This window comes from Desulfitobacterium sp. LBE, assembly GCF_007830365.1.
Lineage (GTDB): Bacteria > Bacillota > Desulfitobacteriia > Desulfitobacteriales > Desulfitobacteriaceae > Desulfitobacterium > Desulfitobacterium hafniense.
Genome location: NZ_VLKD01000001.1, coordinates 4947290 through 4960734 on the forward strand (window position 1 = coordinate 4947290; position 13445 = coordinate 4960734).

General features: G+C 48.6%; 13 protein-coding genes. 9 read left to right on the forward strand and 4 right to left on the reverse strand.

What is annotated here, in order from left to right; all coding sequences use genetic code 11:
- Window positions 1-24: 24 nt before the first annotated feature.
- A complete protein-coding gene (locus tag DESLBE_RS23310; protein ID WP_072772844.1) occupies window positions 25-270 on the reverse strand; it encodes a helix-turn-helix transcriptional regulator in 246 nt (81 codons plus the stop codon).
- A 130-nt stretch (window positions 271-400) separates the two neighbouring features.
- Between DESLBE_RS23310 and DESLBE_RS23315 the strand changes: the two genes are divergently transcribed.
- The 8 genes from DESLBE_RS23315 to dapF all read left to right on the forward strand — a co-directional run bounded on the left by DESLBE_RS23315 (window position 401) and on the right by dapF (window position 6586).
- On the forward strand, window positions 401-871 hold the full coding sequence (locus tag DESLBE_RS23315) for an SLOG family protein (protein WP_172625491.1): 471 nt from the start codon (window positions 401-403) through the stop codon (window positions 869-871).
- 141 nt (window positions 872-1012) lie between these two features.
- Window positions 1013-1585, forward strand: coding sequence for a Uma2 family endonuclease (locus tag DESLBE_RS23320; RefSeq protein ID WP_144678358.1), 573 nt, complete (start codon window positions 1013-1015; stop codon window positions 1583-1585).
- A gap of 361 nt (window positions 1586-1946) precedes the next feature.
- Window positions 1947-3101: a double-cubane-cluster-containing anaerobic reductase gene (locus DESLBE_RS23325; RefSeq protein WP_144678359.1), complete on the forward strand. Its 1155-nt coding sequence runs from the start codon at window positions 1947-1949 to the stop codon at window positions 3099-3101.
- On the forward strand, window positions 3098-3892 hold the full coding sequence (locus tag DESLBE_RS23330; RefSeq protein WP_144678360.1) for an acyl-CoA dehydratase activase: 795 nt from the start codon (window positions 3098-3100) through the stop codon (window positions 3890-3892). The genes DESLBE_RS23325 and DESLBE_RS23330 overlap by 4 nt, the downstream gene beginning before the upstream one ends.
- A 6-nt stretch (window positions 3893-3898) precedes the next feature.
- A complete protein-coding gene (locus DESLBE_RS23335; protein ID WP_144678361.1) occupies window positions 3899-5029 on the forward strand; it encodes an aminotransferase class V-fold PLP-dependent enzyme in 1131 nt (376 codons plus the stop codon).
- A gap of 2 nt (window positions 5030-5031) precedes the next feature.
- Window positions 5032-5292, forward strand: coding sequence for a DUF3343 domain-containing protein (locus DESLBE_RS23340; RefSeq protein ID WP_005811899.1), 261 nt, complete (start codon window positions 5032-5034; stop codon window positions 5290-5292).
- A gap of 203 nt (window positions 5293-5495) precedes the next feature.
- On the forward strand, window positions 5496-5693 hold the full coding sequence (locus tag DESLBE_RS23345; RefSeq protein WP_144678362.1) for a hypothetical protein: 198 nt from the start codon (window positions 5496-5498) through the stop codon (window positions 5691-5693).
- Window positions 5694-5734: 41 nt separating this feature from the next.
- Window positions 5735-6586: a diaminopimelate epimerase gene (gene dapF, locus DESLBE_RS23350; protein ID WP_172625492.1), complete on the forward strand. Its 852-nt coding sequence runs from the start codon at window positions 5735-5737 to the stop codon at window positions 6584-6586.
- 196 nt (window positions 6587-6782) lie between these two features.
- On the opposite strand, the gene DESLBE_RS23355 is transcribed toward dapF, so the two are convergent.
- Complete coding sequence (locus DESLBE_RS23355; RefSeq protein ID WP_144678364.1) at window positions 6783-7361, reverse strand: 4Fe-4S dicluster domain-containing protein; 579 nt, start codon at window positions 7359-7361, stop codon at window positions 6783-6785.
- Between the two features lie 17 nt (window positions 7362-7378).
- Complete coding sequence (locus tag DESLBE_RS23360) at window positions 7379-9958, reverse strand: molybdopterin-dependent oxidoreductase (protein WP_144678365.1); 2580 nt, start codon at window positions 9956-9958, stop codon at window positions 7379-7381.
- Between the two features lie 586 nt (window positions 9959-10544).
- On the opposite strand from DESLBE_RS23360, the gene DESLBE_RS23370 reads away from it, so the two are divergent.
- Window positions 10545-12602 (forward strand): UvrD-helicase domain-containing protein, encoded by a 2058-nt coding sequence (locus DESLBE_RS23370; RefSeq protein WP_144678366.1) that lies wholly within the window; start codon window positions 10545-10547, stop codon window positions 12600-12602.
- 14 nt (window positions 12603-12616) lie between these two features.
- Here the strand turns inward: DESLBE_RS23370 and DESLBE_RS23375 are convergent, their stop codons facing one another.
- Complete coding sequence (locus DESLBE_RS23375; RefSeq protein ID WP_144678367.1) at window positions 12617-13294, reverse strand: Crp/Fnr family transcriptional regulator; 678 nt, start codon at window positions 13292-13294, stop codon at window positions 12617-12619.
- Between the last annotated feature and the right edge of the window lie 151 nt (window positions 13295-13445).

A 13445-nucleotide genomic window follows, 5' to 3' on the forward strand; every position in this document is an offset into this window, starting at 1 on the left:
AGATGGTAATTGAACTGTTCTTGGTTAGTCCTTATCAAATTCCAGAAACTTGTGGGGCGGAACATGGAATAAATCCGCTATGGCAAAGAGTGTTTTCAAAGAAATCGGCTGCACGCAGGATGGGGTTTCCACTTGCGATAAATATTTCGACGTAATTCCGATCCGCTCTGCAAGCTGATCCTGGGTCATTTCATTCAGTTTTCGATAATACGCGATTTTTAAGCCGATTTGGATAAAACGTTTATCGTTAATATCCCATGATTTGGACATGTCATCACCTCTTGGTATAAGTTTACAGACTTGAAGAAAAGAGGCGAACTGCTTATAATGTAGAATAATCTATATTATATATAGATATTTGTGATTATAAGTAAGAATAATCCCAGAAAGGATGGAGTGTATGAAAGCTTGTTGTATTACCGGGCCCCGCGCAATACCCATGGAGAAAATCCATTACGTTCGACAAGCCCTTCGCCGAGAAATTGAGCAGGCCATTGCCGACGGCTTTACCGGCTTTCTCAGTGACATGGACAAAGGAACAAATTCGGAATTTACAATGCTGGCGGCGGAAAAGAAGCAAGAAATCCCCGGGCTGTTTCTGGAGGCTGTTTATCCCCATGCCGGCCGCATGAAGGTAAAAAACAAGCAGGTAAAGCACCTTATGTCCCAGTGCAATGGCTTTAAGCTGATAAGTCAGGAATACAGCCGTGACTGTCAGTTTGCTGCCAATCGTTACCTCCTTGAATTTTCTGAAAGAGTCATAGCCGTTTCTGACGGAAATCCGAAAAGCAATACGGCACAAATGATCCGAATGGCTACCGCAAAAGAACTGGATGTGCGCGTCATTGAGCTTGCTGAAAATACCATTTAACTGACTGATAGGGTAGGTTAAGCGCGCTTGGATTCATGACTGAAAAAACAGCGGCAAGTGCTCCTGAACGGTTCTGTTTAAATTAAATAAAATAAAGTATATAATAATGATCAAGAACAAGTTTTCAGGGGGGCTGGTTTTATGTCCATACCAAGGGCGAATAAAAAGCATACGTATGCCGACTATCTTACCTGGCCCGGAGAGGAACGCTGGGAGATTATTGACGGCACTCCTCTTCTGCAGTCCGCACCCACTTGGCAGCATCAGGCGATTTCCGGGGAACTGTTCAGGCAGTTCAGTAATTATTTGGCAGATAAACCCTGCCATATCTTTGGCGCACCATTCGATCTGCGGCTGCCCCTGGCTGCAGAAGCAGATGAAGACGCAACCTATGTCTTTCAGCCCGACCTGACCGTAATCTGCGATAAAACCGGACTCAAAGGGACGGGCTATTTTGGGGTGCCGGAGCTTGTGGTTGAAGTATCGTCCATCTCCACCGGGAAATTTGACAAAGTTTCAAAATTTAACGCATACGAAAAGGCTGGCGTCCGCGAATATTGGATTGTGGAGCCTGAACAGAAAGTGGTCAGTGTCTTCAAGCTGCAGGACGGCAGCTACGGCAGGCCCGAGACCTATACGGAAGAGGACAATATCAGTGTCGGTATTTTCCCGGACTTGGCGATAGAGCTTAAACGTGTGTTTGCCGATCTCTAAACCAATGGCGGGATGACTTGCTTAGTCGATGGCTGGAACCGGCCGGAGGATCTGGATCTTTTTTTCGGAAGCAAAGAAGAAGAGAATGGTCCGCAAGCCCTTGATACGAGGGTTTGCGGGCTTAATATTTTGCGGAAGGTTGTGGTGTAAAAGGGCGGTGAAACAAATGAGAAAATGAGCGTTGATAGGCTCATAGGTACTGTGTTAGTTTCATCTATTGATATTTTCTATAGATGCCCATCCTCCTATAGTATTTTGGAGCACTATGTCAATAAGTATTGCATGGGCCAAGACCCGTCTTTATGATTAGGGAGGATAGACGATTTAATATTCAAAAAAGTAAACGAAAGGCGGTCTAAATATGAGTGAAATTCAGCTGCCTAGCCAATTTGAAAGCTTTGCTGAGGCGCGGAAACAAGGGTTCGTTGCGGTCAAAAATTTAAAAGAGCAGGGAAAGAAAGTGGCAGGGGTGTTCTGTACCTACGCCCCGGTGGAATTGGTCCTCGCTGCGGGAGCCGTGCCTGTCGGGCTTTGTGCTTTTAGTGACGAAACCATCCCTGAAGCAGAAAAAGAGCTGCCCAGAAACCTCTGTCCCCTGGTCAAATCCAGCTACGGCTTTGCCATCACCGACAAATGTCCTTATATGTTTTTTTCCGATCTGATGATCGGTGAAACCACCTGCGACGGCAAGAAAAAAATGTATGAGCTTTTAGGGGAATTCAAAAACCTCCATGTCATGCAGCTTCCTCAGACCCAACAGGATGAAGCCTCCCAGGAATTGTGGTATAAAGAAGTTCTGCGCCTGAAGGACAGAATCGAGCAGGATTTCGGAGTAACCATCACCGAAGAAGGTATCAAAAAGGCCATCAAGGTAAAAAATGAGGAACGTAAGCTCCTCAAAGAATTTTACGAGCTCAGCAAATCCTGTCCTCCTCCCATCACCGGGGCGGAACAGCTTAAAGTCCTCTACGGCTCCCAGTTCAAGTTCGACCCGGAGGTCAAAAACCGGGAAATCAGGGAAACCATTGACAAAGTCAAAGCCGATCAGGCTAAGGGCGTGGAAAATGTTTCCCCCGCCGCCAAGCGAATCCTGATCACAGGCTGTCCTTTGGCCGGAGTCACCGAGAAGGTGGTCAGAGCCATCGAAGAGTCCGGCGGCGTGGTCGTGGCTTATGAAAACTGTATCGGGGTTAAACCCGTGGAGCGCCTGGTTGACGAAACCATCGATCCCTACCGGGCGATCGCCGACCGGTATCTGCAGATCGGCTGCTCCGTCATGACCCCCAACCCCAACCGCTTGGAGCTGCTGAGCCGGCTGGTCCGGGAATTCAAGGTGGACGGCGTTGTGGAAATGACCCTCCAGGCCTGCCACACCTACAATCTGGAAACCACCCAGATCCGCAAGCACATGCAAAAAGAAGATATGCCCTTTATCAGCGTGGAGACCGACTATTCCACTTCGGACGCCGCCCAGCTTAAAACCCGCCTGGCTGCGTTCATTGAGATGCTCTCGTGAAAAAGATCTTTGTCGGCATCGATTCAGGCTCCACTCAGTGTAAAGCCGTGGTGATGAGTGAAGAGGGGCTCCTTGATACTCTGGCTGTAAAAACCGGCTGGAACCCCAAAACCTCCGCCGAGGAGAGCCTGGCCGTCTTAAAGGAAAGAAATGCCCTGGACAGCCGGGAAATCCTGGTTGCAGCCACAGGCTACGGCCGGGAAGCCATCGATTTTGCCGAGTATACCATGACGGAAATCACCTGCCATGCTTACGGCGGCATTTACCTGATGCCGGATATTCAGGGCATCATCGATATCGGTGGCCAGGACAGCAAGGTCATTCAGATTCAGGCCGGGAAGCCGGTCAACTTTCTGATGAACGATAAATGCGCCGCCGGCACAGGCCGTTTTTTAAAAATGGCCTGCGATACCCTGGAGATCCCCCTGGACCAGATCGATGAATTCACCGATCCCCACCAGGCGGTTTCCATCAACAGCATGTGTACGGTTTTTGCGGAATCGGAGATTATCGGGCTTTTGGCCATGCAGAAGGAGCGGGCCCAAATCATGGCCGGGGTTCTGCAATCCATTGCCCGCAAAATACAGCAGCAGGCGGGCAAGCTGGAGTTCACGGCAGATAAGCCCATCCTGATGACCGGCGGTTTGTCCCAATCCGGGCTGCTCATGGACACCATAGCCCAGCATATCGGCTATGAGGTTAAATCCTGCTCCCAGGCTTTGTACGCCGGAGCCATCGGGGCCTGCCTCTGTGCCGCTCAAAAATCCAACCATTCCATAAGGGGGGTGTAACCGGCTGTGATCTATTTTGACAATAGCGCCACAACCCTCATCAAGCCGCCGGAAGTCGGTGAAGCGGTAGCTTACGCCATCGATCATTTTGGCAATGCCAGCCGTTCCTTTTACGATGCCGCCATGACGGCCAGCCGGGAAATCTACAAGACCAGAGCGGCCATCGCCGCTTTGGTCGGCTGCGACGAGCCCCTGAATATAGCCTTTACCTCCTCTTCCACCGAGAGTCTCAATCTGGTCATCGGCGGCCTGGTGAAGCAGGAGGACGCCGTCATTACCACCGTGACGGAGCACAATTCGGTCCTGAGGCCCCTCTATCTCAAAGGATGCCGGCTGGATTTCATCGACTGCGATGAGAATGGAGTTTTACAGAGGGATGCTTTTGAAGAGCTGATCAGGCCGGAAACCCGCTTTCTCATCTGCACCCATGGGTCCAACGTTACCGGCAATATTACGGAAGTCAAACGCCTCTATGACCTGTGCCGGGCTCATGATCTGATCATGATTCTCGATGTTTCCCAGACCATGGGGCTGATTCCCGTCAGCGGGGATATGGCCGACGTGCTCTGCTTTACGGGCCATAAGGGACTGTTCGGCCCTCAGGGCACGGGGGGGATCATTGTCAACCGCCGGCTGCCTTTTGAGATTGTCAAGACAGGGGGAGCAGGGGTACACAGCTTTGCCATGTTCCAGCAAAATGAGATGCCCGACGTTTTTGAAGCCGGCACTCTGAACAGCCATAGCCTTTACGGCCTGCAAAAAGGGGTGGAGTTTATTCTCCATACAGGCATCGAGGCCATTCACAGCAGAGAAAACCGCTTGACCCGGTTGTTTGTGGAGGGCATCAAAGAGATCGAAGGCCTCAGGCTTTACGGGGATTTTTCCGGCGGTAACAGGCTGCCGGTGGTTTCCTTGAATATAGAGGGACTCCCGGCCTCCGACCTGGCCGGGCTGCTTTGGGAAAAATACGGGATCGCCACCCGGGCCGGCAGCCATTGCGCCCCCCTTCTTCATCAGCGATTCAAAACCGTGGAAACGGGGATGGTCAGATTTTCTTTTTCCTATTTCAATACTGAAGAAGAAATTGCCACAGGGAGCAGGGCCCTGAAAACTATTGCGGAAGAGTATGGTCGATAAGCATGGAATATATTATTACCTTTAAAAACACCAATTGGGCCATCAAGTCTGAACAATATCTGCTGGGGGAAAAACTCCAGGTGAAAGTCATGCCCCTGCCCGCCCAAATCAGCGCCGGCTGCGGGATCTGTCTGCGGATACCCGCCGCGGAGATAGAGACCGCTCTGGATATTCTCACGGCCAGGCAGGTTGAGGGTGTGGGGCTTTATACAAGAGTCGAGCAGAATAAAGGCTATACCTACAGCGAGATCATCGGGAGATAATCTGCTGTATAATCTTATTAAAGAAAAACGACCTTATCCCCACTTTTGTGGTAAGATAAGGTCGTTCCTTATTGTCCATACCTGGGGAAACCAAGCATTTTAAAAAGGATTTTTGCCTGTAATGCAGAATACCTAGAAGAATCATGGATGTAACTATTTCATTGATTTCAGGATAAACTATTCAAGGCAAGAGGAGGACGATCATGTTTGAATTTTTGATAGGATTTGTTTTGGCAGATAATATTGATACCCTATCCTATATTGTCGTTGGCTTATTAGCGATCTTCACGGTTTCCTTAATCATAAAAAAGGTCTTCAAATTAGCCCTCATTTTTACCTTAATCACGATTATGGCTTATTATCTGGTGCCGGATCTGTTCGCCTCGATCGCACTTCCCTAGGAAAAACACCCAGGATCATGGGTAAGGAGTTGAAGTTAGCTATGGAAATTGTCAAAATGCACGGCCTGGGCAATGATTTTGTCTTTATCGATCACTTTCAGGGCGCCCCGGCAGAGCTCCCCGATTATCCGGAGTTGGCCCGCAAGCTTTGCCACCGCCAGTTCGGGGTAGGGGGAGACGGGCTGATTATCGTCCTGCCCTCGGCAAAAGCGGACGCCAGGATGCGCATCCTGAATTCCGATGGCTCAGAGCCGGAGATGTGCGGCAATGGCATTCGTTGTTTTGCCCGCTATATCTATGATCAGGGCTATGTTACCAGAAACCCCCTCCAGGTGGAGACCTTGGCCGGGATTCTTACCCTGCAGCTCATCATCACCGGAGATCAAGTCACCGGGGTGCGGGTGGATATGGGGGAGCCGATCCTGAAGTCGGAACAGGTTCCGGTACTTATTCAAGGCGATCCTGTAGTGGGAGCCAAGCTTGATGCGGATGGGCAGGAATTCGAATTTACGGCAGTGTCCATGGGCAACCCTCACTGCGTGATCTTTGTGGAAGATTACGAAACCCTTGATTTTGAGCGGATCGGCCCGGCCATTGAAAAACATCCTCTCTTTCCCCGCAAAACCAATGTGGAGTTTATCATCGTCAACAGCCCCCGGGAACTGACCATGAAAGTATGGGAACGGGGGGCGGGCCCCACCCTGGCCTGCGGAACAGGGGCCTGCGCTTCTGTAGTGGCCGCCGTCCTTAACGGCAGGACGGAGCGTAAGGTCACCGTTCATTTGCCGGGAGGCGATCTCCTGATTGAATGGGGAGAGGATAACCGGGTGTATATGACCGGACCGGCGGCCTATGTCTTTAAAGGCGTTTTGCTGGAGGATGCCTTCAGCTAAGAGCGGGGAAGCCAGTACTCTGCAACACTTAATCCTGCCATTTCCGGCGGTTGAATTCCCGCCGGACTACGTTGCCGTCAATCGTAATATGACCGGTGGTTTTGTATTGAATTAAAGCACAAGATGGACTGCTTCATGGGGATGAGGCAGTCCATCTTGGCATATTGCCGGGGGATACTACTTATGGTAGGGATAGTTAAATCTCCTTTTCCCGGTAATCCTTTTCCAGGGCAATGGTTTTAGCCTTAACAAGCAGGGAAGGCTGTGTAAGCGAGGAATCAGGCAGGATGGCTAAATCGCGGACACTTCCGCTGCCGTATTGAGCTTTTAATTCCTCCAGCTCTCCCCAATGAATAGCCCGCAGAGGACAGGCGTCCACGCAGACAGGATTTGCACCTTCCTCGACCAAATCTTTACACATATCGCATTTGCTGATCTGCCCCAAAGCTTCGATAAACTGGGGCACACCGTAGGGGCAGTTCCAGACACAGAACCGGCAGCCAATGCATTTGTTTTTATCATGATCGACAATGCCGTTTTCCAGCTTGTGCAAAGCAGTGGTGGGGCATCCTTCCGCACATTTCGGTTTTTCACAGTGATTGCAGGTTTCAGAATAGTGATAAATGCCGGGTTGGGGAAAGATGCCTGTCTCATAAGCCCGCACTTTGCGGAAGAAAGTGCCTACATTCAAATTGTTTTTATCCTTACAGGCGATTTGGCAAGTCCGGCAGCCGACACAGGCGGTCATATCAAAATAAAAGCCCTTTTGACCCATGCGTCACCCACTCCTCTCTAAAAGAAAATTCTTTGGGGTTTTTCTATATCCGGGATAAGGGGGGCGCCGGCATACTTTTCCATGTTGACGGCACAGGTGTTCCAGCCGGAAACCCCTTGACCGGTGGGAACAGAGCCGCAAAGAATATTGTCTGCTCCGGCCGTATCAATACCGGTCTTCTCATCAATATCCACCCAGGCGCCGTGGGGCAGCCCGATGACCCCGGGCATGAAGCGTTCGGTCAGGCAAGCCCTGCGCAGGGTCTTGCCATGTCTGCTGGTCAGCAGTACGGTATCCCCATCCATAATGCCTTTGGATTCGGCATCCTTGGTATTAATAAAGACCGGGTTGGGCCAGGTTTCTCTGAGCCATTGGACATTGTCAAAAACCGTGTGGGAACGCCTTAGATAATGAGGATTGAGGACCTGATAAGGATAATCCCCTTTAACCTTGTTGCCCCAATCCTTAAAGGTGGATTCATAGCCATCAGGGGCGGGGATATGAGTGGGAATCGGTTTGATCTTGCTGAAGCCGGTACCATTGATAACCTCAGCCAGGCTCCGGCAATAAATCTCGAATTTACCGCTTTCCGATGGCAAAGGATTCTTTTCAGGATCGGTGACAAAATCCGCACAGGCGATATACCCATAGTTATCCCCGGGATAGCGCTCCACCTGATAAATGCCCTTTTCCTGAAGCTCCGGCAAAGTGATGCGGCCCTGCTGAGGTGTTCCCTGGACCCCCCATTGGGCAATATCCGCCGCAGTAATAGTGACGAGAGGCTCGAAGTCCTTGCCGTCGGGTGTAACCACCTTAGAACCGGCGATTTTATTAAAGAATTGCTGCTTCTCATCAAAAGGATAAAGCTCCTCCGGCTTAAAGCCTAAGCGTTTGGCCAATTCCGTGACAATCCATTGATCACTCTTGGCTTCATAGAGGGACTCTGTGACCTGGGAATACATAATGGCCATTTCCCGATTGCCGGTGAGGAATCCCCCTACCCGCTCCCATTCTGTATTGATAGGCAAAACAATATCGGAATACTTGGCAGTGGTTGTTAAAAATTGAGCATGGGTGACCACAAAATCCACTTTGCGATGGGCTTCAATGCCTAAATTCATGCCGTCCGTTGTCTGCAGCAGCGCCCGGCCGGCATGATAGATGACGTGGATATCCACATCACGCTCTACCCCGGGGTCCTGACCGCCGGGTCCCATATACACATATTTACCGTCCACAATACTTCGCCAGATATGAGCGTCATTAAAGACATCATCCAGAGGATTCTTCACGCCGGGAAGCCCGTCTTTGCCGGGACTGACCAGAGCATCTCCGCCGTTGCCCGCACCGGCATGGCAGCTTACCCCGGTACAGTGGCCAGGCTTGCCGATATGGCCGGTCATAGCGCCGATGGTCATAATCATTTGGGGAAGACCGTCCACATTTTGATTGCGGGCACTGGCCCACCCGGCCAGAAAGGCTACTTTTTTGGTCTTTGTGAATTGCCGGGCCAAGCTGCGGATAGTATTAGGCTCGACACCGCAAATCTCCGCCGCCCATTCAGGGGTTTTGGGGACGCCATCATAAGTGCCCAGCACATAATCTTTAAAATTCTCTTTAGGATCGGCTCCTTCAGGCATACTGTCCCCATCAAAACCGATGGTACATCGTTTTAAGAAATCCCAATCAATTAAAGGATTAGTGCTCGGATCATCTTCCGTAATCAAGGTATAAGCCACACCGGTCAACAGGGCAACATCGGTTTGCGGGCGGGTAGGGATCCAATCGGCTTCCAGCAAAGCGTAGGTATCATTATAAAAAGGATCAATACCGATAAATTTAGCCCCTGCCTGCTTCATTTGCAGGAAATGATAAGACGGGCTTCCCGCAGAACTCCAGGCAGGGTTGGAACCCAGGAGAATAATCGTCTCACAGCCCCGCAGATCAATACGGTCATTAATGGTTTCTTCACCGGCATTGAAAGAATAACCAATCTTTCCCGGAGTGAATTTCCAGGCGCCGTAAGAAGTGGTGCCCCAGCGGGTAATATGTCCGCCGTACAGGTTCAACAACCGGCCTACTTCAGTTCCACAGGCGAAAAGGGAGCGGTTGCCATAAGTTTCTTTAGCCTTTTTGAGTTCGGCAGCCACTAAATCCAGGGCCTCATCCCAGGAAATGCGTACCCACTCATCCCGTCCCCGCAGTGATTTATCCCCGCCGCCGGGTTCCCAATGTTTGCGCTTCATAGGATATTTCAAACGATCCGCCCCAAAGACCTGGTTTCTTTGGGCGCGTCCCCTCAGGCAAGCTCTCTGCTGGAAATAATCCGGGCTGTCCGGATGTGTATCATCGGTTTTCTGGCGCACAACCACACCGTCCACCACATAGGCCTTGTTAAGACAGCGTCCGCCGCAGTTATGCCAGCAGGCGGCTGTAATCCATTTCCCTTCCTGAGCAGTCATTTTATCAGCGCTGGCCGTTGTTAAGGAATTTCCGCAACCGGCAAGTGATAAGCTGGCTGCAGCGGCAGCACTTGCTTGGATAAACCTTCGGCGGCTCATTGCAGAATGGGTAATGCTGTCGAAAAGACTTGCCATTTCCTAATAACCTCCTTGATTCTAAATCGTCATTTAAGCGGTTTAACCGGGTTTGTACGCTGCCCTCCTTTCCATGTATTTTTATGGGATTGTAATAACTATCACTAAACAGATGCTAGCATAAAAATATTAATAAATTAGAGTTGAACTGAGCCAAATATTAATGAAATGTTAATGCGAAATTATTTTTTGATTATTTTTTTGAATTTTTAAATAGCATAAATCCAGCTGAGTACCATTTGGAAATTTCCATAACAAAAGATGGACTGCTTCCATTGCGGTGAGGCAGTCCATCTGATATCCATATCCTATTCATAGGAGGATCGTTGCTCTTGATTCTTGCCATAACCCCGGAAAGATGGCAAAAAATATAGCTCTCCCAATAGAGAATATTGGCAAAGCTATAGGACATAACATGCTAAAATATGTAAACAATGTTTATTTTTGCATTATTTCCTGGGGGCAATACTTAATTTAAATGATATCACAGCGAAAATTATAAGTCTAGCATTTGAAAAAATTCCTTCTATACTTAGACTATGAACTTAGACTATCAATCCAAAGGGAACCATAAAGGAGATCAAAGATGTTTAACCAAAAGGAAAGCAATGAAAGAAACTATTTAAAAGAAGTACAGAAAAAACTTAAAACAGCACTAGAACAAATAAAAGCCAAAATAGATAATTACTCCAGAGAGATCTTAGAGACGAAGCGGTATATCTATGAAAATCACCTTGACCTTGCCGAAAAAGCGGCGAATAGAATCGCTGTTCACGACAGCGTTGCCTTCGGCGAAAAAGCCATCAAAGAAAGAGAGAAGCTCCAAAAATTAATCCAGTCTCCCTATTTTGGGAGAATTGATTTTGCCGAAGCAAAAGCGGAAAAGGAAGAGGCCTTGTATATTGGCGTCCATGGGTTTGCCGATCCGGTGACAGCTCACACCATTATTTTCGACTGGCGGGCCCCTGTTTCCAGTATGTTCTATGACTTTGAAAGGGGTCCGGCTTTTTATACGGCTCCCCTTGGCAAAATCGAGGGAATGCTGACCCTAAAGCGGCAATATAAAATCAGACAAGCGCAAATGGAGTATATGATTGAAAGCTCCCTGAATATTGGGGACGAAATTTTGCAAAAGGAATTGAGCCGGAATTCCGATGACAAAATGAAAAACATTGTCGCCACCATCCAAAGAGAGCAAAACGCCATCATCAGAAATGAGACGGCAAACGTGCTGATCATACAAGGGGCGGCAGGTTCCGGAAAAACCTCGATTGCCTTGCACCGGGTGGCCTTTTTACTGTATCGCTACCAAGGGACTTTAACAGCGAAGAATCTTCTGATCATTTCCCCTAATAAAGTATTCGGCAACTACATCTCCAATGTTTTGCCGGAATTAGGGGAAGAGAATATGGCGGAAATAAGTTTTGATGATATTGCCATGAGCATGCTTGGCCAAAAGTACCCCTATCAGAGCTTTGCCGAACAAGTAGAAAGCTTATTAGCGGCTGAGGATGCCGAAGGGATTGCCAGAATCAAATTTAAGGCCACTAACTTCTTTGTCCAGCAGCTTCAATCCTATTTGGACTATGCCGATGAAAACTATTTTGTTCCCACCGATCTGGCCTTGGGAAGCTTTTTTGTTGGCAAAGAAAAACTGCTTGCCGATTACCAGGCTCTGAAAAGACTGCCCATCAAGAAGCGGCTGCGCAAAATCGCCGACGATTTAATAGCAAAACACAAGCGGCATACCCCTAACAAGATGAATCCCGCAGTTTCCCGCCAAATCAGAGACAGCGTCCAAAAGATGTTCCGATTTACCGATACACTTTCCCTGTATCAAGATTTTTACCACAGGATCGGTCAGGATGATTTGCTGCGCTTGATCCGTAAAAATACCTTGGAATTCGGCGATGTCTATCCCTTTATCTATGTCAAAATGTACTTTGAAGGAGCAGAGCAGGATTACAAAAGCATACAGCATGTGTTAGTTGACGAAATGCAGGATTATACACCTATCCAATATGCCGTGTTAGCAAAATTATTTTCCTGCAACATGACCATTTTGGGGGACAGCCATCAAAGCGTGAATCCTTACAGTTCATCCTCTATGGCAAAGATTCAGCCCTACTTTGCCGATTGCCAAGGTATGGAATTGTGCAGGAGCTACCGTTCAACCATTGAAATCACCGGGTTCACCCAAAAGATTTTAGAAAACAAAAAGCTGATTCCCATCGAGCGGCATGGCGACATACCAACCATAACCGTATGCCGGACCCCCAAGGAACAGCTTGCTGAAATACAGCATTTGATCGAGGAATTCAGGCAATCCGAATATGCCACATTGGGTATTATCTGCAAATCCCAGCAACAGGCCAGGCTGCTGTTTGCACAACTCCAGGGCTCTTATGACACTATGGTTTTATTGGATTTCGGCAGCAGCGAGTTTCAGGAGGGCATCGTCATGACGTCTGTGCATATGGCCAAGGGGCTTGAATTTGATCAGGTGATCGTCCCCGAGGTTTCCGATGACCTTTTTAAAACCCAATTAGACCGAAGCCTTCTCTACATTGCCTGCACAAGAGCTATGCACAAATTGGACCTAACCTGTTGCGGCGAGAAGACGAAATTTCTGCACAGTTGTTAAGCCCGGCCTACCCCTTAGGAAATGAGATCATTTCTTAAAAGAATGATCTCATTTTTATAGAAATCGATCATCCCTTCATCCCGCATCAGGCAAAGCTCCCGGGAGAGGGCGCTGCGGTCCACCCCCAGAAAATTAGCCAACTCCTGGCGGTTGAAAGGGATATTCACCGTATTTCCGGAGCGGCCCACAGATTGCAGATAAATGAAGATCCTGTCCCTGATCTTTTTCTGAGATAAAATCTCCACTTTTCTGCTCAGAAAGATATTATTATCCACCACTTCTTTAAGCAGATTTAAAGCCACCTGCGAGGCATAAGGGCAAGTCAGGGCCTTTTCCATAAACAGATGGGAAAGGCAGACAAACAGGATGCTGCTGTTCTGGACAGCCGTTATTTGCAATACGCCGTTGTCCATAGGATCAGCCCGGCAGGCCAAAGCTTCACCGAAAATATCTCCCGGATCAAATTGCTGAACATAATGCTCTGTGCCGGTCACACTGACCATGGACATATTGACCCGGCCGGAAAGCACAATGCCGGCACTTTTCAGGGGATCCTGCAGGCTATAGATGATCTCGCCTTTGGCATAGTCTTGAATACGTCCGTTCAGACAGGAAAGAACATTAGTATATTTATCCGGTTGGATATTTTTAAAGAGAGGCATTGATTGCAATACGGAATCAATTTTTTTCATATGACCTCCTCCGGGTTGCTATAGCAACCGATTTACCGGCAAAAATCTGCTAAAACTATAGTGAGGTTAGCTTTTGCTAACCATATTTTGCACTGTCAGAAAGTATAAACTTGCGCACTATACTTTCTAAGCATAAGGGCAACCAACGACT

Excerpts from the sequence above, each read along its gene's own strand:
- DESLBE_RS23310 (WP_072772844.1), bottom strand. The coding sequence starts at position 270 with ATGTCCAAATCATGGGATATTAACGATAAACGTTTTATCCAAATCGGC.
- DESLBE_RS23315 (WP_172625491.1), top strand. The coding sequence starts at position 401 with ATGAAAGCTTGTTGTATTACCGGGCCCCGCGCAATACCCATGGAGAAA.
- DESLBE_RS23320 (WP_144678358.1), top strand. The coding sequence starts at position 1,013 with ATGTCCATACCAAGGGCGAATAAAAAGCATACGTATGCCGACTATCTT.
- DESLBE_RS23325 (WP_144678359.1), top strand. The coding sequence starts at position 1,947 with ATGAGTGAAATTCAGCTGCCTAGCCAATTTGAAAGCTTTGCTGAGGCG.
- DESLBE_RS23340 (WP_005811899.1), top strand. The coding sequence starts at position 5,032 with ATGGAATATATTATTACCTTTAAAAACACCAATTGGGCCATCAAGTCT.
- DESLBE_RS23345 (WP_144678362.1), top strand. The coding sequence starts at position 5,496 with ATGTTTGAATTTTTGATAGGATTTGTTTTGGCAGATAATATTGATACC.
- dapF (WP_172625492.1), top strand. The coding sequence starts at position 5,735 with ATGGAAATTGTCAAAATGCACGGCCTGGGCAATGATTTTGTCTTTATC.
- DESLBE_RS23355 (WP_144678364.1), bottom strand. The coding sequence starts at position 7,361 with ATGGGTCAAAAGGGCTTTTATTTTGATATGACCGCCTGTGTCGGCTGC.
- DESLBE_RS23360 (WP_144678365.1), bottom strand. The coding sequence starts at position 9,958 with ATGGCAAGTCTTTTCGACAGCATTACCCATTCTGCAATGAGCCGCCGA.
- DESLBE_RS23370 (WP_144678366.1), top strand. The coding sequence starts at position 10,545 with ATGTTTAACCAAAAGGAAAGCAATGAAAGAAACTATTTAAAAGAAGTA.
- DESLBE_RS23375 (WP_144678367.1), bottom strand. The coding sequence starts at position 13,294 with ATGAAAAAAATTGATTCCGTATTGCAATCAATGCCTCTCTTTAAAAAT.